This is a genomic window from Rhizobium sp. BR 362 (assembly GCF_036528765.1).
Lineage (GTDB): Bacteria > Pseudomonadota > Alphaproteobacteria > Rhizobiales > Rhizobiaceae > Rhizobium.
The window spans coordinates 35203-55485 of record NZ_JARWGH010000024.1 but is presented as its reverse complement, the minus strand read 5'-3'; the positions used below and the strand labels follow the sequence as shown (position 1 = coordinate 55485).

Sequence of the window (20283 nt, the reverse complement as noted above, 5' to 3'; positions counted from 1 at the left end):
AACGATCTGTTATACTGACTAGCAACAAAATCATCAATCCATGCGCGTTCGGCTGCTAGTGTTCCTTCACATGCACGGCAGATCTTGGAGGATGAGCATGGCGGAGCGTGCTAAGGCGCTCACATTCAGCGAAGCGACGTCGGCGGAAGTTTTCTCCGAGCGCTTCTCCGTAAATGGCAAGGGCAATCTGCCGCGGCTCATCGCTGCTGCCGTCACCCATATTCACGACCTTATCAAGCAGTTTCGCCCGAGCCAGGAAGAGTGGCGCAAGGTCATCGCGTTCCTGACTGAGGTCGGTCATGCCTCGGACGAGCGTCGGCAGGAATGGGTGCTGCTATCCGATCTCATCGGAGCCTCCGCACTGGTGGAAGAAATCAACTCCCGACGGCCGCAAGCGGCAACGCCGAACACCATTCGCGGGCCGTTCTACCGCAATGATGCGCCGGAACGGGCATCAGGTGCTTCGATTTCTCTCGATGGTATTGGCGAGCCGCTGATGGTTTCCGTCCGGGTGCAGGATCTTGATGGTCTGCCGATTGTCGGCGCCGAGGTCGTGACTTGGCAGGCCAATGCCGAAGGCTTCTATGAAAACCAGCAGCCGGACCTGCAGCCGGAGCACAATCTGCGTGGCCTCTTCCGCACCGATATCGACGGACGGGTTCAATATCGCTCAGTGATGCCGTCAGGATATGGCGTGCCGGATGATGGGCCGGTGGGGCGGCTTCTTTCCGAGGCAGGTTATCCGCTGCGCCGGCCGGCGAACCTGCATTTTGTCATCCGCGCGCAGGGGTTCGAGACGATCACGACCCACATCTACGATGCAAGCGATCGGCACCTTGGCGAAGATGCGCTCTTCGGCGTGCGGCCGGAGCTCGTTGCCTGCTTCGAGCCTATCGAGATCGACGCAAAGCGCGCCAAGGCGGTGAACCTCACCTTCGTCATGGTCAGGACAAAGCCGGGGAAGGCAGGATGACGCAAGATTTCTCCTATGCGGGCAGCTCCGCCCAGATCGTCTTCGGCGCCGGCAGCCGCAATAAGGTAGCGGAGTGGGTGGCGAAGGCCGGCTGCAAGCGGGCTCTAATCCTGTCGACGCCGCATCAGAAGGCGGATGCCGAGGCGCTGGCCTCTGAGATCGGCTCGCTTGCCTGCGGCATCTTCTCTGGCGCCACAATGCATACGCCCGTCGAGGTGACCGAGGCGGCGATGAAGGTGGTGGCAGAAGCAGGGGCGGATTGCGTGATCTCCCTTGGCGGCGGATCGACCACCGGGCTCGGCAAGGCGATCGCCTATCGGACCGACCTTCTCCAGATCGTTGTTCCGACGACCTATGCCGGGTCGGAGGTGACGCCGATCCTCGGGCAGACCGAAGGCGGCCGTAAGACGACGGTGCGCGATGCCAGAATCCTGCCGGAGATCGTAATCTACGATCCCGCGCTGACGCTGGGGCTGCCGGTCGCCATGAGCGTCACGAGCGGCCTGAATGCCATGGCGCATGCCGTCGAGGGGCTTTATGCGCGCGACCGCAATCCGATTTCGAGCCTGATGGCGCTGGAGGGCCTGCGAGCCTTTGCGCGAAGCCTGTCTGTTATCGTGGAGGATCCGAAAAACGCCGATGCGCGCAGCGATGCGCTGTATGGCGCCTGGCTCTGTGGCTCGGTGCTCGGCACGGTCGGCATGGCGCTGCATCACAAGATCTGCCACACGCTCGGCGGCTCCTTCGATACGCCGCATGCCGAAACCCATGCGGTGATGCTGCCGCACACGGCCGCCTTCAACGCGGCTGCTGCAGCTCCCGAGCTTGCGGAAGCAGCCGGCATTTTCGGGGGTTCGATCGGCGGCGGCCTCTGGGATTTTGCCAGGGCGATCGGTGCGCCGCTGTCGCTCAAGGAATTCGGGCTGACGGCGACCGATCTCGACCGCGCCGCTTCGATCGCCGTTGAGAACCCGTATTGGAACCCGCGACCGATCGACCAGGGGTCGATCCGCCTGCTGCTGCAGGATGCATGGGAGGGCCGTCGGCCGAGGGACTGACATATAGGCGCCTGACGGCGCGCTCTTTGGGAGGAGAGAGGATGAGGGGAGGAAACATGTTCACGAGACGCGATTTTCTGAAGACGACGGCCGCCGGCGGTGCGCTGATTGCCACCTCCGGCCTGGCCATGCCGGCCATTGCCAGGAATGCGGCGATCAAGCTCGGCTATGTCAGCCCGCAGACCGGGCCGCTTGCCGGCTTCGGCGAAGCCGACAAGTTTGTCATCGATGCCTTTCTGACAACGACGAAAGCGAAAGGCCTCAACTACGAGGTCGTAGTCAAGGACAGCCAGTCGAACCCGAACCGCGCCGCGGAAGTTGCAAAGGAGCTGATCGTCGACGATCAGATCAACCTGATGCTGGTATCCTCGACGCCGGAGACGACCAATCCGGTCTCCACGACTTGCGAGGGCGAGGAGATGCCCTGCATTTCCACGGTAGCGCCCTGGCAGCCCTGGTTCATCGGCCAGCAAGGCAATCCGGGCGATCCCGCCTCGTGGAAGCCGTTCAATTATGCCTATCACTTCTTCTGGGGCCTGGAAGACATTATTGCCGTCTTCACCGGCATGTGGAGCCAGATCGATACGAACAAGAAGGTGGGCGGCCTGTTTCCGAACGATGGCGACGGCAATGCCTGGGGCGACAAGGCCGTCGGCTTCCCGCCGGTCCTGGAAAAGCTCGGCTATGGCCTGACCGATACCGGTCGCTACCAGAACCTCACGGATGATTTTTCCGCCCAAATCAACGCCTTCAAGCAGGCGGGCACCGATATTCTGACCGGGGTGATGATCCCGCCCGATCTCACCACGTTCTGGAACCAGGCCAAGCAACAGGGTCTGAAGCCAAAGGTCGCCTCGATCGGCAAGGCGCTTCTCTTCCCGCAGACGGTCGAGGCGCTAGGCAATGCCGGCCATAATCTCTCGACCGAGGTCTGGTGGACCCCAACACATCCGTTCAAGTCGTCGCTGACAGGCGAGACCGCTTCCGCCGTTGCGGATGCCTTCACCAAGGCAACGGGGCGGCCGTGGACGCAGCCGATCGGCTTTGCCCATGCGCTTTTCGAGCTTGCCGTCGATGTCATGACGCGGACCGAGGATACAGGCGATGCCGAGGCGGTCGCCAAGGCGATCGGCGAAACGAAGCTCGACACGCTCGTCGGGCCGATTGCCTGGGGCAACGAGAAACTCCCGCCCTTCGCTCAAAAGAATGTCGCCAAGACACCGCTGGTCGGCGGCCAATGGCGGCTGAAGTCGGGCGGCGGCTACGATCTCGTCGTCGTCGAAAACGGGCTAGCGCCGAACGTGCCGCTTGGCGGCAAGCTCGAAGCCTTGGCGTGAGAGGAGGGCTGCCCGGTATTCGGTCGGGCAGCCTCCCATGGAGAACGGCAATGCCCATATTGGAACTGAAAGGAGTCTCGAAATCCTTCGGCGCGCTAGTCGTCGCCGAGGATATCGGATTCTCCGTCGAACCCGGCGAGGTGCTCGGCGTCATCGGCCCGAACGGCGCCGGCAAGTCGACGCTGTTCAACCTGATCAACGGCAATCTGTCCGTCGCCGGCGGATCAATCCAGTTCGACGGTCGGGACGTGACCCATACGCCGCCGATGCAGCGGTGTCTTGCCGGCATGGGCCGAACCTTTCAGATCCCGCAGCCATTCGAGCGCTTGACGACCTACGAAAACCTGCTGGTTGCCGGTGCCTTCGGTGCCAAGGCGAGGGAAAGCGGTGTCTCAGCCTTGTGCGCGGATATCCTTGTCGACACCGGCCTGATCGCCAAAGCCAATGTGCCTGCCGGATCGTTGACCCTGCTCGAACGCAAGCGGCTGGAATTGGCGCGTGCGCTCGCCACCCAGCCGAAACTGCTGCTTCTCGATGAGATCGCCGGCGGACTGACGGAAGGCGAATGCCGCCAGCTCGTCGCGACGATCAAGCGGGTTCATCAGCGCGGCATCGCAATCATCTGGATCGAGCATGTGCTGCATGCTCTTACAGCCGTGGCCGAGCGCATCCTCGTGCTCAATTTTGGCCGGATGATCGGCATCGGCAAGCCCGACGCGATCATGGCTTCGAGCGAGGTGCGCGAAATCTATCTCGGAATGGAGGTCTGACGATGAGCCTCATCGAAACCCGCGGCCTCACGGCCTCCTACGGCGATTTCCAGGCCGTGCTCGGCGTCGATATTCGGCTCGAGGCCGGCGAGACCATCGCCGTTATCGGCGCGAATGGTGCGGGGAAATCGACATTGATGCGGTCGATCGCCGGTGTCATCGCCAACAAGCCCAATATGGTCCTGCATCGCGGCGAGCCGATCGGGGCGATCGCCGCATCCGATGTCGTGCGGCGCGGCATCGCTCTCGTGCCGGAGGGACGGAAGTTGTTCCCGTCGCTGACGGTCGAGGAAAATCTGCAGATCGGCCGCTATGGCCGCCGCGTCGCCGGACCTTGGACGCTCGACAGCATCTATTCGCTATTTCCCGTCCTGAAGGAAAGACGTCGCAATCCGGCGACGGCGCTGTCAGGTGGACAGCAGCAGATGGTCGCGATCGGCAGGGCGCTGATGTCCAATCCGGACGTTCTTCTCTGCGACGAGCTGAGCCTCGGCCTCGCTCCGGTGGTCATCAAGGACATTTACGCTGCCTTTTCCCATATCCGTGCTGCAGGTGCGGCCATCGTCATCGTCGAGCAGGACATCGCCCAGGCGCTGAAGGTCGCCGATCGTGTCTACTGCATGATGGAGGGCCGGATCACCCTGACCGGGCGCCCCGCAGAACTCGATCGTGCCGACATCCATGCGGCCTATTTTGGAGCGGACACCCATGAACTGGCTTGATACGCTTCTGCAAGGTGTTCTGCTCGGCGGGCTCTATGCGCTGTTCGCGGCAGGCCTCAGCCTCGTCTTCGGCATCATGCGCCTCGTTAATCTCGCCCATGGCGACCTCATCGTGCTGGCGGCTTTCCTGATCCTGGTGCTTGTCTCGCTGCTCGGGCCCGATCCCTTCCTAGCCGCGCTGATCGCCGCGCCTCTGATGTTCGCTGTCGGCTGGCTCCTGCAATATCATCTGCTGAACCGAACGCTCGGCAAGGATATCCTTCCGCCTCTGCTCGTTACCTTCGGCCTGTCGATCGTCATCCAGAATGGTCTGCTGGAGGGCTTCACGGCCGATAGCCGGCGGATCTCCGCAGGCGCGCTGGAAACGGCCTCGCTGCAGTTCGGCGGCGTCAATGCCGGTCTGATGCCGCTGCTTACCTTTGCCTCGGCCGTCCTCGTCATCGTTGCTCTCAACCAGCTCATCTACCGCACTGAGCTCGGCCGCGCCTTCCGCGCGACTTCGGACGATGTGGTGACCGCGAGCCTGATGGGTATCCGGCCGAATACTATCTTCGCCATCGCGACCGGCCTTGCGATGATGATCGTGACGGTCGCAGCGCTTTATCTCGGGATGCGGGCGAACTTTGATCCGACGGCCGGGCCGGCGCGGCTGATCTACGCTTTCGAAGCGGTCATCATCGGCGGCCTCGGCTCGCTTTGGGGCACGCTTGCAGGCGGCATCATCCTGGGAGTTGCCCAAACGGTCGGCGCCGCGGTCAATCCCGAATGGCAGATCCTTGCCGGGCATATCGCCTTCCTGCTCGTGCTGCTCTTCCGGCCGCGCGGCCTTTTCCCCCGGGCAGTGGATTGAGGGCGCCATGACCACAGGTTTCGAAACAATGCCGACCGAAATTGCAGCGCCGCCGAGCTGGCGGGTGGAAACGCGGACGCGGCTTTCCAGCATCTTCGCTATCCTTTCGCTCATCGCGGTGGTTGTGCTGGCGGTAGTTCCGTTCGTCATGTCGCGCGGCGTCGTCCAGGATCTCTTCTTCATCCTGACCATGCTGGCATTGGCGCAGAGCTGGAACCTGCTCGCCGGCTATGCCGGACTGATCTCGGTCGGCCAGCAGCTCTTTGTCGGCTGCGGCGCCTATGCGCTGTTCGGCTTCGTCATTCTTGCCGGTGTCGATCCTATCCTTGCCATTCCGCTGGCCGGGCTCGTCGCGACGCTCATCGCTGCGCCGGCCGCCTTCTTCTCCTTCAGGCTTTATGGGCCCTATTTCGCGATCGGCACCTGGGTCATTGCCGAAGTCGGGCGGCTGCTGTTTGCCCAATGGAAGATGCTGGGCGGTGGAACGGGCACCTCGCTGCCGCGCGAAGCCACAAAGGACATGTTCGGTATTTCCTTGCTGCAAAACTGGTTCGGCATGCGCTCTGCGGCCGCGGCCGATGCGCTCGCCTATTGGCTGGCGCTGACGCTGACGGCGCTGACGATCGGCTTCATCTACCGGCTGCTGCGCAGCAAGCAGGGGCTCGGCCTTGCCGCCGTGCGCGACAACGAGACGGCGGCGCGTGCGCTCGGCGTCGATGCGCGCCGCTTGAAGGTTGTCGTCTATATGGCGACCGCCTTTGTGACCGGCATGGTCGGTGCGCTCATCTACCTGCAGAAGGCGCGCATATCGCCTGATGCCGCCTTCTCGCTCACCGACTGGACCGCCTATGTCGTGTTCATTGTTGTCATTGGTGGCATTGGTACCATCGAAGGGCCGCTTGTCGGCGTGCTCATCTTCTTCCTGCTGCAGAATGCCTTTTCGAGCTACGGCTCCTGGTATCTGCTGGCGCTCGGCGCACTGGCCATCGTCACCATGCTGTTCGCGCCAGGGGGCCTTTGGGGGCTCATATCCGACCGAACCGGTTGGGAACTCTTTCCGGTCCGCCGCCTGCTGAAGGGCGGACCTATACTGCATGATGAAAAGGGAGGGCCGAATGGCTGACATCACCACCGACGTTCTGATTATCGGCACGGGGCCAGCCGGCTCGGCGACCGCGGCGCTGCTTGCGACCTACGGTATCGAGCCGATGGTGATCAATCGCTATCGCTGGCTGGCAAACACGCCGCGGGCGCACATCACCAACCAGCGCACGATGGAAGTCCTGCGCGATCTAGGCCGCGATGTGGAGGAGGAGGCCTATCTCTTCGCGACCGAACAGGATCTGATGGGGCAGAACGTCTTCTGCACGTCGGTTGCCGGCGAGGAGATCGGCCGCATGCAGAGCTGGGGCAATCATCCGCTCTCTCGCGCCGAACATCTGCTTTCGTCGCCCGGCCGGATGAATGACCTGCCGCAGACCTATATGGAGCCGCTGTTGTTCAAGACGGCCTGCTCGCGCGGCGCTCAGGCTCGCATGTCGACGGAATATCTAAGCCATGTCCAGGATGCGGAAGGTGTAACGACGACCTGTCTCGACCGCATGACTGGCAGGGAGCTGGTTATCCGCTCGAAATACCTGATCGGCGCTGATGGCGGCAACTCCAAGGTGGCGGAGCATGCCGGCCTGACCTTCGCAGGCAAGATGGGCGTTGCCGGCTCGATGAACATTCTGTTCGAGGCCGATCTCTCGCGCTATGTCGCTCACCGGCCGTCGGTGCTCTATTGGGTGCTGCAGCCAGGCGCGGATGTCGGCGGTATTGGCATGGGCCTAGTGCGCATGGTGCGGCCATGGAACGAATGGCTGATCGTCTGGGGCTATGACATCAACCAGCCGCCGCCGCAGGTCGACGACGTTTTCGCCACCAAGGTCGTGCGCGAATTGGTGGGCGTTGCCGACCTCAAGCCGAAGATCAAATCCGTCTCCACCTGGACTGTTAACAACATGTATGCGACCACCATGTCGAGCGGGCGTGTGTTCTGCATGGGCGATGCCGCCCATCGCCATCCGCCCTCGAACGGCCTTGGCTCCAACACCTCGATCCAGGACGGCTTCAATCTCGCCTGGAAGCTGGCAATGGTCCTCAAGGGGCAGGCCGGTATGGGTCTGCTCGAAAGCTACCAGGCTGAACGCGCGCCGATCGCCAAGCAGATCGTCACCCGCGCCAACAAATCGATCGAGGAATTCGGCCCGATCTTCAAGTCGCTCGGCCTGCTCGATTCCGTCGATCCGGTGAAGATGCAGCAGAACATGGATGCGCGCTGCGACGACACGGCCGATGCGGAGCGCCAGCGTTCCGCGATCCGCGAGGCGATCGCCTATAAGGTCTACGAGTTCGATGCGCATGGCGTCGAGATGAACCAGCGATATGCCTCGAAGGCCGTGGTCAAGGACGATCAGCCGGAGCCGGCCTTTACGGAGGATGCGGAGCTGCACCATCAGCCGACGAGCTGGCCGGGTGCGCGCCTGCCGCATGTCTGGCTATTCGGTGCCAGCGGCGAGAAGGTGTCGAGCCTCGATCTCACCGGCCACGGCGTCTTCACCGTATTGACCGGCATCGGCGGCGACGGCTGGATTGCGGCGACGAAGGCGCTGTCGAAGGAGTTCGGCCTGCCGATCACGGCTCATAAGATCGGCCCGCGGCAGGAATGGCAGGACCTGACGGGAGACTGGGCGCGCGCCCGCCAAATCCGCGATGCCGGCGTTCTGCTCGTGCGTCCGGACCACCATGTCGGCTGGCGCTCGCATGCCGCAGTCGCTGATCCGGTGAGCGAACTGCGTCGTGTATTGAAAGCAATTCTGGATCGGTGAGGCGACAATGAGCGTGGAAGAAAAAGGCTATTTTACCGAGGAAAACTCTGTCGAGGTTGTCACAGGCCGTAACGCCCATGCCAGAGATGCGCGGCTGAAGCAGGTGATGGAGGTCGTTACCCGCAAGCTGCATGAGGCGGTGAAAGAGCTGGAGCCGACCCAGGACGAATGGATGGAGGCGATCCTCTTTCTCACCCGCACTGGTCACACCTGCACCGACTGGCGACAGGAATTCATTCTGCTGTCGGATGTGCTCGGGGTGTCGATGCTGGTCGACGCGATCAACAACCGCAAGCCGTCGGGCGCATCGGAAAGCACCGTCCTTGGCCCCTTCCATGTCGCTGATGCACCGGAACTTCCGATGGGCGCCAATATCTGCCTCGACCAGAAAGGTGAGGACATGGTGATCAGCGGCCGCATCCTCGATACTGAAGGCCGCCCGATCGAAAACGCGGTGCTCGACGTCTGGCAGGCGAATGACGAAGGGTTCTACGACGTCCAGCAAAAGGGCATCCAGCCCGATTTCAATCTGCGGGGCATATTCCGCACCGGCAAGGATGGGCACTACTGGTTCCGGGCGGTGAAGCCGAAATACTATCCGATCCCCGACAATGGTCCCGTGGGGCAATTGCTCGGCGCGCTCGGCCGTCATCCCTACCGCCCCGCTCACCTGCACTACATCATCAAGGCGCCCGGGTTCGAGACGCTGACGACCCACATCTTCGATCCCGACGACCCCTACATCCATTCCGATGCGGTGTTCGGCGTCAAGGAGAGCCTGCTGGCCGAGTTCAGGCTGACGGACGATGCCGCGCGTGCCGAGGCTTTCGGCTTCCGCGGACCGTTCTGGCAGGTCGAGCACGATTTCGTATTGGCGCCGGAGCGAAAACGAAACTAGCTAAGCTAGAAGTTACCGTGTCCAAATTTGACCTGGCGATTTCATATCGGACAGGGGGGTGGGCCATGCCTTTCGAAATATTGCATCACGTTTCGGTGCGAATAGTCAGTATCGTCGTTTGAATTCGCGCGGTCGTCCAGGTCAAGGTGGGTGAAGTCGGATCGGAGAACCCTGCAGAACCCGAGTTCGCGCTCCTCTTGAACCCGAGAAGGTGCTGGCATCGAACATTGCACGACCTCTCGGACATCGAGACGCTCGAGGATGCAGATCCCGCTGTGCCACTTCAAAGCGGCGAGTGGCCGGCCTATTCGGCCGGCCTTACACGGGTCCAGAACTCGTTGAAAGCGATCGAGTCGAAGAAGGCCGAGGCGCGGACGATCCGGTCGTCACGCATATCGAGAAACCAGGCATAGGTGTTGGCGTAGGGCTCCCCGTCGCGGGCGATGCCTCGGGCGTCGAAAAAGACGATCACGGTGTCGCCATCGGCATAGACATTGCGGATCGCGGGCTTCAGTGGCGCCTTCATGCGGGCATTGAAGGGGCGGATCACTTCGCGCAGGAACGCCTCGCGGTTCGGATAGGTCTTCGATGCCAGCGAATAGCCTTCGATCGTCCAGCGGGCATCGTCGGCGAGAAGGTCATAGGGGCTGCCAGTGCCCGCCGCCCAGGCGTCAAAGCCAGCTTCGACGGTCATCTTGTTGCGGCGTTCGGTTTCGGTCAGCGACTGCGACGCGGCACGGGCTTCCAGCCCGCAAAGGGCCAAGATGGTGGCGGCGATACCCAGAGCAGCATTTGAGATGCGACGAGCAAAAGATGTTGGCCCACGGACGGTTGCGCTTGCGGTGATGGACATGTGCCTTCCTCCAAGTCGGGTTGGATGGCGCGGCACCCGGCGGGTGCCGCTCGCGGCGCTCGCCGCAGGTCTGCTTAGATCTGGTTTTCCCAGGCCTTGAGCTGATGATCCTTCAGCATGTCCTCGATCACCTTCGGAACCACATTGCGGAACTTGCCGGTATCGGCCGGGACGATCTCGATCATGCGGTCGATCATTTCCTTCGGGTCCATCTTGCCTTCGGGAGTGGCGAAGAAATCGTCGAAGCCCTTGCGCAGATCGGCCCGCTTGGTGAAGTTCTTACTGTCATCCAGCCATCGGAAGGGATTGTCGGCCATCGTCTCATTGTAGCCGGTGTAGTAGGCGCCCGGGTTGATCGTCTGGATCTTGATGCCGTAGCGGCTGAGTTCCTGCTGCAGCGCTTCGGCGATCGATTCCAGCGCGTGCTTGGTGGAGACATAGGTGCCCCAGTTTGCTGGAGTAAACAGGCCGCCCATCGAGGAGGTGAAGACCACTTTCTTGCCTTGGCTCTTGCCTTCGCGGATCCAGCGCTGAACGACCTCCTGGGTCAGTACCAGTGGGAGAAAGACGTTGACTTCATAGTTCTTGCGAACGAGCTCAATCGGAATTTCCCAGACTGGGCCGGCTTCACCCATGCCGGCATTGTTCCAGAGGACGTCGAAGTCCCAACGCTGCGCCTGTTTGATGTCATAGGGGTCGGTGAGGTCGAGACGCTCGACGCGGAAGTTCTTCAGGCCGAGCGTGGCGACTTCCTCACGCAGAGGCGTAACCTGCGACGAAACTTGTGTGGTTGCAATGATGGTGTGGCCGTTCGTGGCCATGCCGATGGCCGCGCCCTTGCCGAAGCCGGAGCCGGCACCCGTGATGAGAATGGTCTTCGACATAAGAACTTCCTTTCGATGTGCTTGCGGTTGAAAAAAGCGGCTTAGACGGCGAGGGCAGCCGCAGCAGCCTGCGCAATTTCGAGGTCCTGGGCGACGGCGCCTCCGGATACGCCGACGGCACCAATCAAGATGTTCTTCCCGTCCATGACGGGGATACCGCCGGCAAATACGACGAGACCGCCATTGGTCTGCTCCAGTCCGAATGAAGTTCCGCCGGGTTTGCAGAATTCGCCGATTGCTTCCGTGCGCATGGAAAACAGCACGGCGGTTCGGGCCTTGTTGAGGGCGATGTCGATGGAGCCCAGCAGGGCGCCGTCCATGCGGGAAAAAGCCTTCAGGTGGGCGCCGGCGTCGAGAACTGCGATATTGGCCGGTACGCCGATCTCTCTCGCCCGCGCCTCGCCGGCGGCGATGACCTTACGGGCTTCGTCGATGGTAATCATCTCCCTGTCTCCTCTGTCGTTCGAAGATCAGTGCTCCCCGTTCGAGGAGGCAGGTATAGGCCGCAAGACGCGTTGCCGTATTTCCATCTCTTGCTGCACTATTTGCAGATCTTGCGCTCCGACGGGCGCACAAAGGGAGGGGCGAGCGCGTCCGCCGGGCAAACATCGCTAAGAGGTGAAGAGCGCGCGGTACTGGCCCGGCGTCAAGCCGGTCATTTTGCGGAAGACGCGCGTGAAGTTCGCCTGCGACCCGAAGCCGGTGTCGAGCGCGATCTCGACGAGCGAGGACTGCGCGAGCCGCAGCTTCTCCTTGGCTGCCGCGATCCGTCGCTCGGTGACGTAGCGATGCGGGGCGAAGCCGGTGGCGGCGCGAAAAACTCGGGCAAAGTGAAAGGGGCTGAGACACGCCTCGGCGGCAAGGTCATTCAGTGAAATATCCGCTGCAATGCGGGCTTCGATAAAATCGAAGACGCGCTGCAGCCTCTTCGGATCGATGGTTGAAGTCCGTGCAGCGGGCCGCCAGCGAGCGGACGAATAGGTGCCCAGCAAATGAGCCGCCAGCGCGAGCTGAATGCCGTCCAGGAACAGCCGGTCTGTCGCTTCCAGCTTGCGATTCAACACACCACGAAAAAGCTCACCGAGCTGCAAGACTACCGGATCAGGGACGCCGCCCGCATAGGCGAGCTGCACCCTGGCTGGGTCAATGTCGAAGTTTGACAGAGCAGTCTGCCCGACGAGCGATGGCGGCAGGAAGATGTGCAAGGACTCGGGCATGGTGCCGAGGATTTCGACACCGCTCTCATGGACACCCGCGGGACACACCCATGCGATGCCAGGACGAGCGATAGCCTCCCGCCTATGGCCGTCGCCGGTCCACCTGATTTTCGACTGACCCGAGAGCAGGACGGCTATTTCCGTGCATTCGAGCGTAAGATCCACCTGCCACCCCGGATCGAAACGCCTGAGCTCGACCTGCAGCGATGAGCATGCAACAAGTCCGCCCACGCGCTCGCTGGTCCGATACTTTCTATCCCCTTGCGACTCCATGAAATCCATGTCGCACCCTCGCCGCAAATATCGCTTCGAGATTTTGAATTCCTCAGCATCGGCGGGCCCATTGCCGCTGCCACGCTGTATCTATTGCAATCGTATTCGATTTATGAATGAAAATTGTCCCGACGGCGACCGCGCCGTTATCGGAAGCCTGCGCATTGCGATCAGGATTTTGGCCAAAATTCATGCGAGTGCAAGTGCCATATCCGAAATGCACGGTCTTCTCTGGCGTATCGACCCGCCGTACCGCGAAGCTCCACAGCCGAGGCGGCGCGGCTTTGCCCTCTGCCCAGGAAAGGGGCGCAACACGAGACTCCGTTGCGCTCCTGCGCTCGCCGCCTGACTCACTTGCCGCCGGAGGATTGAACAAAGAAGAGCCCATCGTGCGGTTGTATGCTCACCTCGCCGATCCGCGTTGCCAAGCCCATATTCAATGCCTCTGGTGCCCTTACAAATCGAAATTGTGGGCTCAGAAGGTCGTCATATTGCTTGTCACTGATGGAAAGCCGCCCTTTGAATATTTCTTTCATTCTGTCGTCGTCGATTGCAAGTGCGCTAAATCTCTCATTGATCTGACCAGAGGTTAGCTTTTCGCTGCTGAAGTTTTCCTGGCCAGAGTGAAATGCAAAAAGAGACTCTTTATTTGCAACTCTTTCTTTTCCAGCCAAAAATAAAAGAATAGCTGCGGATTCAACATTGGCAATGGCATACGTGTTAATTTGTGCGTCCATGGAAGACAGGATATGGTATAGGGCGATGCCTGAGGCTATTTCTCCGCCCATGGAATTTATCATAAGATATATTGTGCTGTAACCCTTAGATCTCAGGCTTATTATCCCGCTTGTAAGATCGAGTGTAGATTTGTCATCGATCTGCTGCGAGAAATACAAATAAGCCGCCGAACTGCTATTCGAATTTTCCTTCTCTTGTGCAAAGACAATGCTGGAGTTGGAGGCACCAATAGCGAAAGCAGATAGACCTAGGCAGATATCACGGCGATTCAACATTGCTGACATATCAGACAGTCCTTGAATGAAGTGATCACTCCGGCAACATACGCGGCTCTTACAAACATCGGCAACTTCATGCCCGCAACCTTACTTCAAAGTCACGTGATCTCACGAGCCGCGTTATGCCGTCATCAACCTGCAAAACACCCGCCCACCTAAATCGGGGATGCCCTCAGTCCGGCGGAGCGTGTTTGTTGTCTTCTGGCTTGTTCCCGCAAACGCCGGCAACGAGTGACCGGAACCATTGGTGAGCGGGATGCATATGGAGCCGCTCGTGCCAGATGAGTTTATAGACAAGCTTCTCAGAGTCGAATGGTAGATCGCGGGCAATCAATTCTCGCTGGCCGTGAGGCTCCCCGCCGGACCCATGGAAGAATGCGCTTGGTACACAGGTCAGCAGGTCGCTGGCTGCGACGATCCGAAGCGCATCGGAAAAATGGTTGACGACAACGGCGATTGTTCTTGTCCGACCATGGAGGCTCAGCCAGCCGTCAACAACGCCAAGGTCCATCCCCGAGGGCGTTACGAGTACGTGCGCCGCCGCGATGAACTGGTCCATGCTCATCTCCTCTGCTAGTGGGTGGCCCGGTCGCATCACACAAACATAGTGATCCGTCCGGAGCCCCTGAACGTGGATGTCGCGCGGAAGAGACGGAAACATGCCGACAGCGCAGTCGAGCGTGCCGCGCTCGATGCCCTCAAGAGAGCTCGCATTGGTGTGAAAAGAAAATGCCAAGCGAGCATAAGGTGACAGGGCCCGTAGCTTTAACGCGATGCCGCAGACTGCGTCGACAGCCAGGCTATCCGTCACTGCAATTCGGAAGCTGGTCGGGTCCGACCGTGGGTCGAAGTGCTCTGGTGCGATGGAAGCACGGATCACGGCCAGCGAACGATGAAGTTCGGGCCAGATGGCGAGCATTCGCGAGGTTGGCTGGACGCCGTCCGCGACTTTCAGGAACAGTTGGTCTCGCGTCAGTTTTCGGGCGCGTCGAAGCGCATTGCTGACTGCCGGCTGACTCATCGACAGACTAGCCGCGGCGCGGGTGACGTTCCGCTCCAGCATAATCGCTTCAATGACCACAAGCAGGTTGAGATCAAGTCGCACGTTATTCACCTCGATGATAATGGTCTGGTCGAAATCTAAATTGGACGATTTGGAAGATTTGGACAACTCTATAGACACGGCCCTAACAAGCACGGCGGCGAAAGCCTTAACCAACGGCTGCGCACCAATACATTGCGAGGATTTATCTGATGAATGATGCTCCTGCTGGAGACCTGATGCCAAAGCTGACCGGAAAGATCAGCGCCGATCGCATTCGTTTGTTTCAGACGCCACGTCCGCCTCAGGGCCTCATCGAGAAATTTCAGCGCATCCCCGATGCGACAAGCGTCATCGCGGACGTCATGGACGAGCTGGGTATCACCGGCGCGGTCGGAACATCGCTGCTCAAACCCAGCCTGCCGAACGCAAGCATCGTTGGACCGGCGCTCACAGTACGCAACATCATGCAGCGCGAGCACGTCTATGAAACTGCGCGTGCTCGCGTAAACCGCATGGCGGAGTTCGAGGCACATAACCTGGCGCAGCCTGGCGATGTCGTGGTGATCGATGGTGTTGCCGGAGTATCCAACATGGGCGGCATTTCAGCGCAGACCGGTAAACGGCAAGGTGAAGCCGGCGCCATAGTCTTTGGAGGGATACGTGACGTCGGCCATTCTCGTCGGGTAGGCTATCCGCTCTGGGCTACCGAAATCACTCCTGTCACAGGCAAGTGGCGCATCGAAACAGTCGAAATCAATGGCGATATCCAGATCGCCGGTATTCGCGTTTCGCCTGGCGACATCGTCGTCGGCGACGAAACTGGGGTCTGCTTCATCCCGATTGGGCGCGCCGCAGAGGTGTTGGAGCGCGCGCTAGCGAAGGCTGCCTTTGAACATGAGAAATGCGGTGCGATCGATGCCGGCACCGCGGTTGCCGACCTTCCGAACAAAGAATAAGTGCCATGACCGATCTCACTCCACGACTGCGTATCGCGATCCTAGACGACTACCAGGATGTCGTTCGTACGCTCGATTGCTTCAGTAAGCTTCGGGGCCATGAGGTCACGATCTGGAACGATGCTGTGGCCGATGTGGACGTGTTGGCGGAGAGGCTTGCCACTGCCGACGCGCTGGTGCTTTTGCGCGAGCGGACCAAGGTGGACGAAGCGCTGGTCAGCCGCCTGCCGAACCTCAAGCTGGTCAGCCAGAACGGACATGTACCACACATCGACCTTGCCGCATGTACGCGCCACGGTGTTCTCGTCTCCTCGGCCCTGACGCAACGCCCTTCATACCCCACCGTGGAGTTCACTTGGGGTTTAATCCTGGCGGCGATGCGCAACATCCCGCTCGAAAGCGCTGAACTGCGCAAGGGCATCTGGCAAAGCACAGTCGGGCTGGGTTTACGCGGGCGGACGCTCGGAATCTATGGCTTTGGCCGGCTCGGATCGATGGTGGCACGGATCGGCGTGGCATTCGGCATGGAGTTGCTGGTCTGGGGCCGACAGGGATCTTTGGACCGGGCACAAAAAGAAGGCTTGCCCGTCGCGTCTAGTAAAGAAACCTTTTTCGCGCAATCAGACGTGCTCAGCCTGCACTTGCGCTTGAATGCCGAGACGGCCGGTTTGATCGGGCCTGCGGACCTTGCCCTGATGAAGCCGTCGGCACTGCTAGTGAACACCAGTCGGGCGGAGCTGATTGAACCCGGGGCGCTTGTCTCGGCACTGCGCAACGGTCGACCTGGAAAAGCGGCGGTGGACGTGTTCGAGCACGAGCCGCTGACCGATCCCAACCATCCTTTGCTATTGCTGCCAAACGCCCTGTGCACGCCACATCTCGGTTATGTCGAGCGCGACAATTATGAATTTGCCTATGGCAACGCCTTCGATCAGGTCGTTGCCTTTGCCAAAGGCACACCGATCAACGTCCATAATCCGGATGTACTGAAACAGGAGCATCACAATGAACCTTGAACTTGACGGAAAAGTTGTTCTGGTAACCGGCGGCAGCAAGGGCATCGGTCTTGCCTGCGCGCGGGCATTCGGAAAGGAAGGAGCCCGGGTAGTCATCGTATCGCGCAGCAAGGATAACCTGGCGGCCGCCCATGCGGCCCTTTCAGCCGACGGCATCAAGGCCACGTCCTTTACTGCCGATCTTTCCGATGAATCTGAGGCCGAGCGGGCAGTTATTGCGGCCGAAAGCGAGGTCGGGCCGATCGCCGCGCTGATCAATTCGGCCGGAGGCGCCGTGCGCGTGCCTCCGAGTGAATTGACACCGGGCAAGTGGCGCATTGCTATGGATGCGAAGTTCTTCACCTACATGAACGTCATGGATTATGTACTGCCGCGCATGATTGAGCGGCGTGCGGGTGCGATCGTCAACATCGTCGGGACCGGAGGTAAAATCGCCTCACCGATCCACATCCCTGGAGGCGCTGCCAACGCGGCATTGATGTTGGCCTCGGCAGGTTTGGCTGCCGCATGGGGACATGCCGGTATACGCGTTAATGTCATTAACCCCGGAGCCACCATGACCGACAGAGTGCAAATGTCATTGGAAGCGGAATCGCGCGCGACCGGAAAGTCACCAGAAGAACTGCTGCGCCAAAATCAGCAGCGAATACCCCTTGGCCGCTATGCGTCCCCGGAGGAGGTGGCCGATGCCGCGATTTTTCTCGCTAGCGCCCGGGCGTCCTACGTGACCGGTGCATCGCTGACCATGGATGGAGGGCTGACGCCGCTCGTCGCCTGACCGGCTGACCTGGAAAATATCAACATTGGGAGGAGACCAAATGTTCAGCTGGTATCGCGATCTAACAACAAGAGAACGAAATACCTTTTGGGGCTGCTTCGCGGGTTGGGCGGTGGACGCGATGGATGCGCAGCTCTTCAGCTTCGCGCTTCCGGTACTGATTGCCGCCTGGGGTTTGACAACTGCGCAGGCGGGCTATCTCGCAACGGCAACCCTGATTTCGGCCGCCGTCGGTGGTTGGGCGTGTGGCTATCTAGCGGACCGTTTGGGTCGCGTCCGCGTTATGCAGTTCACCATTTTGTGGTTCTCGGTTTTCACCCTCATCGCCGGCTGCACTCAAAACTTTGAACAGCTCCTACTCGTGCGGGTCCTGCAAGGGCTGGGCTTCGGGGGTGAGTGGGCAGCGGGCGCTGTGCTGATGGGCGAGATCATCCGGCCGGCCCATCGCGGCAAAGCGGTAGGGAGCGTTCAAAGTGGTTTTGGCGTCGGCTGGAGCGTTGCGGCGATACTGGCCGGCATCATTCTCGCTCACGTCCCCGCGGAATACGCATGGCGGACGCTGCTGATGATTGGCGTGGTGCCTGGCTTTCTGGTGCTTTACTTGCGTCGAACGATCGAGGAGCCGCAGCTTTATCGGCAAACCCGCGCTGCGATAAAGGCGAGCGGCCGCGATCCGGGCCTTGGTGCGATCTTCCGCCCTGATGTGGTGCATGTGACAATCCTGACGTCTCTGTTGGCCTTTGGTGTGGTTGGTGTCGGCGGAGCAATTGTCAACTGGCTGCCGACATTCATGAAAACGGTTCGCCATCTCTCACCAAGTGCCTCCGGCTATTATGTGTTCCTCGTTACGGGCGGCTCATTCTTCGGTTTCCTGGTGAGTGCATACTTGTCCGACGTGCTCGGCCGGCGCCGTACATTCCAGTTGTTTCTGGTCTGCTCATGGCTGGTGACCATTGCCTATATGTTCTTGCCGCTATCCGGTTGGGGCCTAATCTTGATGGGAGTACCGTTCGGCTTCTTCACGATCGGCAACTACGCCGCACTTGGCCCCTTTTTCACGGAGCTGTTCCCGACAGCAGTCCGCGGTAGTGGCCAGAGCTTCGCCTACAACTTCGGCAAGGCTGCCGGCGCCGCCGCAGTCTCCTGCATCGGTATACTGGCGCAATGGATCACCTTGGCCGAGGCCATCGGGTTGATTGCGTTGCTCGGCTACAGCATCGCGATCGTGGCTACGCTGCTGCTCCCAGAAACAAAAGGCATCAAACTGACGCCAGACATTGGGCAGGCCACGGAGGAGGAACCATCGACCGTGGTGGCGAAACAAACTGTTGCGGGAGGGCCCTGACCATTGCCGGGAGCCCGATCCGGCTGCATCCCATGTACCATCACCAAACATGGTTTGTTGATCTCGGGCCCCTTGAAATGACTAACCAATGGATTGCCGAGCGCTCAAATTTGAACCCCTTCGGCGAAAGAGCCTGAACACTTTTGTGGAGGCTCCATCCCAACCAGGAGTGGTCAATGAAGTCGATTTTCCCGTGCTTAGTTTTCGCCATGACCCTGATGACACAAGGGCACATGGCCGAGGCCCAAGACGCAGACGGATCAATGCAAATCATTGTTGCGTCGCCCCAGCAACTTTCTGTCACCCAGAGTGCATCGAAGACAGCCGGTGTCTCCCAGGTCAGCGGCCAGAGCGCCAAAACGCTCTATGGGGATCCGACGAAACCTGGGCTTTATACGGTTCTACTGCGTCTCGAGCCACACAAGCGCATCATGCCGCTATCGCACCCCGATTCCCGCTTCGTAACCATCTTATCGGGAACTTTCTACGTTGGGTTTGGCAATGCCTACGATGAGACGAAGCTCAATGCGCTTCCGGCGGGAGGCATCTACACTGAACCCGCTAACGCCAACCATTTCGGAGAGACGCGAGACGAGCCAACTCTCGTTGCCATCACCGGATATGGGCCGAGCGGAACCACTTACGCCAATCCCGCAGATGCTCCCAGCACAGTCAAGAAATAGCTCCCACCGGATGCATGACCGGAGGAAATTGGGTCCGGATAGCAGCCATGACTGCCAAACCAAGCGTTCCAAGTATTCGACTGAGCGCGCAAGTGAGATGAGAGGAAATACACATGTCTCAATCGCCAATGTTGAGTGAGGTGGCGCAACGAAGCAATGCCGCGAGCCGCCGCATGAGCGTCGTCGTTGAGGGCCTCGCCCATAAGCATCCGGTGCCGAACGCCTGCCGGATTGGGAACCTGGTCGTATCCGGTGCGATCTCTGGGCTGGATTCAGAAACGCACATGATGCCGGAAGACCTCACCTCTCAATGCGCCCACCTCTTCGCAAATATGAAGGCGATCGTGGAGGCTGCCGGCGGCAGCGCCGATGACATCATCAAGGTGACCGTCTACCTGCGGGACCGCGATAATCGAGAGCCATTGAACGCGGAATGGGTGCGCATGTTTCCCGATCCTGCAGCCCGCCCGGCTCGCCACTCTCAGCCCCTTCTGGTGGATGGTCCTTCGCTTGTTCAATGCGATTTTATGGCGATCATCGAGGGAACGAGCTAATGCGGATCCATCTCCACAAGGATCCTACTTATCGCCACTTTGTGCAGTAGCCGCCAATTTCATCGCGAGAAGACTGACGCTTGGACAATTTATTGCAGGCCTCCGGGTCTGCTGGCCCGCATGGACTTTGGGCTTTGTGTCACACGGTTCTCAGTAAAATTACACCTGGAATAATGTTGTGCCTC

At 60.2% G+C, this 20283-nt stretch carries 21 protein-coding genes; 15 read left to right on the top strand and 6 right to left on the bottom strand.

The window, feature by feature from the left end; genetic code table 11:
• The first annotated feature begins 97 nt into the window (after positions 1–97).
• The 9 genes from QDY28_RS22890 to QDY28_RS22850 are packed head-to-tail and all read left to right on the top strand — an operon-like array spanning position 98 to position 9478.
• Positions 98–973 (top strand): dioxygenase family protein, encoded by an 876-nt coding sequence (locus QDY28_RS22890; RefSeq protein ID WP_331383911.1) that lies wholly within the window; start codon positions 98–100, stop codon positions 971–973.
• Complete coding sequence (locus QDY28_RS22885; RefSeq protein ID WP_331383909.1) at positions 970–2031, top strand: maleylacetate reductase; 1062 nt, start codon at positions 970–972, stop codon at positions 2029–2031. The genes QDY28_RS22890 and QDY28_RS22885 overlap by 4 nt, the downstream gene beginning before the upstream one ends.
• A gap of 56 nt (positions 2032–2087) precedes the next feature.
• A complete protein-coding gene (locus QDY28_RS22880) occupies positions 2088–3368 on the top strand; it encodes an ABC transporter substrate-binding protein (protein WP_331383908.1) in 1281 nt (426 codons plus the stop codon).
• Between the two features lie 50 nt (positions 3369–3418).
• Positions 3419–4138 (top strand): ABC transporter ATP-binding protein, encoded by a 720-nt coding sequence (locus QDY28_RS22875; protein WP_331383907.1) that lies wholly within the window; start codon positions 3419–3421, stop codon positions 4136–4138.
• A gap of 2 nt (positions 4139–4140) precedes the next feature.
• A complete protein-coding gene (locus tag QDY28_RS22870) occupies positions 4141–4860 on the top strand; it encodes an ABC transporter ATP-binding protein (protein WP_331383906.1) in 720 nt (239 codons plus the stop codon).
• On the top strand, positions 4847–5710 hold the full coding sequence (locus tag QDY28_RS22865; RefSeq protein WP_331383905.1) for a branched-chain amino acid ABC transporter permease: 864 nt from the start codon (positions 4847–4849) through the stop codon (positions 5708–5710). The genes QDY28_RS22870 and QDY28_RS22865 overlap by 14 nt, the downstream gene beginning before the upstream one ends.
• Positions 5711–5717: 7 nt before the next feature.
• Complete coding sequence (locus QDY28_RS22860; protein ID WP_331383904.1) at positions 5718–6833, top strand: branched-chain amino acid ABC transporter permease; 1116 nt, start codon at positions 5718–5720, stop codon at positions 6831–6833.
• Entirely contained in the window at positions 6826–8580 is a 1755-nt protein-coding gene (locus QDY28_RS22855) for an FAD-dependent oxidoreductase (protein WP_331383903.1), read from the top strand. Before QDY28_RS22860 ends, QDY28_RS22855 begins: the two co-directional genes overlap by 8 nt.
• A 7-nt stretch (positions 8581–8587) precedes the next feature.
• Positions 8588–9478, top strand: coding sequence for an intradiol ring-cleavage dioxygenase (locus QDY28_RS22850; protein WP_331383902.1), 891 nt, complete (start codon positions 8588–8590; stop codon positions 9476–9478).
• Between the two features lie 304 nt (positions 9479–9782).
• Here the strand turns inward: QDY28_RS22850 and QDY28_RS22845 are convergent, their stop codons facing one another.
• The 6 genes from QDY28_RS22845 to QDY28_RS22820 all read right to left on the bottom strand — a co-directional run bounded on the left by QDY28_RS22845 (position 9783) and on the right by QDY28_RS22820 (position 15009).
• On the bottom strand, positions 9783–10331 hold the full coding sequence (locus tag QDY28_RS22845; protein ID WP_331383901.1) for a nuclear transport factor 2 family protein: 549 nt from the start codon (positions 10329–10331) through the stop codon (positions 9783–9785).
• 74 nt (positions 10332–10405) lie between these two features.
• Positions 10406–11215 carry an SDR family oxidoreductase gene (locus QDY28_RS22840; protein ID WP_331383900.1) on the bottom strand — a complete coding sequence of 270 codons (810 nt, stop codon included), beginning with the start codon at positions 11213–11215 and terminating at the stop codon, positions 10406–10408.
• Between the two features lie 41 nt (positions 11216–11256).
• On the bottom strand, positions 11257–11658 hold the full coding sequence (locus QDY28_RS22835) for a GlcG/HbpS family heme-binding protein (protein ID WP_331383899.1): 402 nt from the start codon (positions 11656–11658) through the stop codon (positions 11257–11259).
• A 168-nt stretch (positions 11659–11826) separates the two neighbouring features.
• Positions 11827–12714, bottom strand: coding sequence for a helix-turn-helix domain-containing protein (locus QDY28_RS22830; RefSeq protein ID WP_331383898.1), 888 nt, complete (start codon positions 12712–12714; stop codon positions 11827–11829).
• Positions 12715–13055: 341 nt separating this feature from the next.
• Positions 13056–13727, bottom strand: a complete 672-nt coding sequence (locus QDY28_RS22825; RefSeq protein ID WP_331383897.1) for an ATP-dependent Clp protease proteolytic subunit — start codon at positions 13725–13727, stop codon at positions 13056–13058.
• Positions 13728–13893: 166 nt separating this feature from the next.
• On the bottom strand, positions 13894–15009 hold the full coding sequence (locus QDY28_RS22820) for a LysR family transcriptional regulator (RefSeq protein ID WP_331383896.1): 1116 nt from the start codon (positions 15007–15009) through the stop codon (positions 13894–13896).
• On the opposite strand from QDY28_RS22820, the gene QDY28_RS22815 reads away from it, so the two are divergent.
• From QDY28_RS22815 to QDY28_RS22790, 6 genes are all read left to right on the top strand, one after another.
• Complete coding sequence (locus QDY28_RS22815) at positions 15003–15722, top strand: RraA family protein (RefSeq protein ID WP_331383895.1); 720 nt, start codon at positions 15003–15005, stop codon at positions 15720–15722. The genes QDY28_RS22820 and QDY28_RS22815 overlap by 7 nt on opposite strands.
• Positions 15723–15727: 5 nt before the next feature.
• Complete coding sequence (locus QDY28_RS22810; protein ID WP_331383894.1) at positions 15728–16738, top strand: D-2-hydroxyacid dehydrogenase family protein; 1011 nt, start codon at positions 15728–15730, stop codon at positions 16736–16738.
• A complete protein-coding gene (locus QDY28_RS22805) occupies positions 16728–17516 on the top strand; it encodes an SDR family oxidoreductase (protein ID WP_331383893.1) in 789 nt (262 codons plus the stop codon). Before QDY28_RS22810 ends, QDY28_RS22805 begins: the two co-directional genes overlap by 11 nt.
• A 40-nt stretch (positions 17517–17556) precedes the next feature.
• Complete coding sequence (locus QDY28_RS22800) at positions 17557–18861, top strand: MFS transporter (RefSeq protein ID WP_331383892.1); 1305 nt, start codon at positions 17557–17559, stop codon at positions 18859–18861.
• A 176-nt stretch (positions 18862–19037) separates the two neighbouring features.
• Positions 19038–19544 (top strand): cupin domain-containing protein, encoded by a 507-nt coding sequence (locus QDY28_RS22795; protein ID WP_331383891.1) that lies wholly within the window; start codon positions 19038–19040, stop codon positions 19542–19544.
• Positions 19545–19657: 113 nt separating this feature from the next.
• Positions 19658–20098, top strand: a complete 441-nt coding sequence (locus QDY28_RS22790; RefSeq protein ID WP_331383890.1) for a RidA family protein — start codon at positions 19658–19660, stop codon at positions 20096–20098.
• Positions 20099–20283: the final 185 nt, after the last annotated feature.

Bases quoted from the DNA above. Each gene is read 5' to 3' on its own strand.
- QDY28_RS22890 (WP_331383911.1), top strand. From the start codon at position 98: ATGGCGGAGCGTGCTAAGGCGCTCACATTCAGCGAAGCGACGTCGGCG.
- QDY28_RS22885 (WP_331383909.1), top strand. From the start codon at position 970: ATGACGCAAGATTTCTCCTATGCGGGCAGCTCCGCCCAGATCGTCTTC.
- QDY28_RS22880 (WP_331383908.1), top strand. From the start codon at position 2,088: ATGTTCACGAGACGCGATTTTCTGAAGACGACGGCCGCCGGCGGTGCG.
- QDY28_RS22875 (WP_331383907.1), top strand. From the start codon at position 3,419: ATGCCCATATTGGAACTGAAAGGAGTCTCGAAATCCTTCGGCGCGCTA.
- QDY28_RS22870 (WP_331383906.1), top strand. From the start codon at position 4,141: ATGAGCCTCATCGAAACCCGCGGCCTCACGGCCTCCTACGGCGATTTC.
- QDY28_RS22865 (WP_331383905.1), top strand. From the start codon at position 4,847: ATGAACTGGCTTGATACGCTTCTGCAAGGTGTTCTGCTCGGCGGGCTC.
- QDY28_RS22860 (WP_331383904.1), top strand. From the start codon at position 5,718: ATGACCACAGGTTTCGAAACAATGCCGACCGAAATTGCAGCGCCGCCG.
- QDY28_RS22855 (WP_331383903.1), top strand. From the start codon at position 6,826: ATGGCTGACATCACCACCGACGTTCTGATTATCGGCACGGGGCCAGCC.
- QDY28_RS22850 (WP_331383902.1), top strand. From the start codon at position 8,588: ATGAGCGTGGAAGAAAAAGGCTATTTTACCGAGGAAAACTCTGTCGAG.
- QDY28_RS22845 (WP_331383901.1), bottom strand. From the start codon at position 10,331: ATGTCCATCACCGCAAGCGCAACCGTCCGTGGGCCAACATCTTTTGCT.
- QDY28_RS22840 (WP_331383900.1), bottom strand. From the start codon at position 11,215: ATGTCGAAGACCATTCTCATCACGGGTGCCGGCTCCGGCTTCGGCAAG.
- QDY28_RS22835 (WP_331383899.1), bottom strand. From the start codon at position 11,658: ATGATTACCATCGACGAAGCCCGTAAGGTCATCGCCGCCGGCGAGGCG.
- QDY28_RS22830 (WP_331383898.1), bottom strand. From the start codon at position 12,714: ATGGATTTCATGGAGTCGCAAGGGGATAGAAAGTATCGGACCAGCGAG.
- QDY28_RS22825 (WP_331383897.1), bottom strand. From the start codon at position 13,727: ATGTCAGCAATGTTGAATCGCCGTGATATCTGCCTAGGTCTATCTGCT.
- QDY28_RS22815 (WP_331383895.1), top strand. From the start codon at position 15,003: ATGCCAAAGCTGACCGGAAAGATCAGCGCCGATCGCATTCGTTTGTTT.
- QDY28_RS22810 (WP_331383894.1), top strand. From the start codon at position 15,728: ATGACCGATCTCACTCCACGACTGCGTATCGCGATCCTAGACGACTAC.
- QDY28_RS22805 (WP_331383893.1), top strand. From the start codon at position 16,728: ATGAACCTTGAACTTGACGGAAAAGTTGTTCTGGTAACCGGCGGCAGC.
- QDY28_RS22800 (WP_331383892.1), top strand. From the start codon at position 17,557: ATGTTCAGCTGGTATCGCGATCTAACAACAAGAGAACGAAATACCTTT.
- QDY28_RS22795 (WP_331383891.1), top strand. From the start codon at position 19,038: ATGAAGTCGATTTTCCCGTGCTTAGTTTTCGCCATGACCCTGATGACA.
- QDY28_RS22790 (WP_331383890.1), top strand. From the start codon at position 19,658: ATGTCTCAATCGCCAATGTTGAGTGAGGTGGCGCAACGAAGCAATGCC.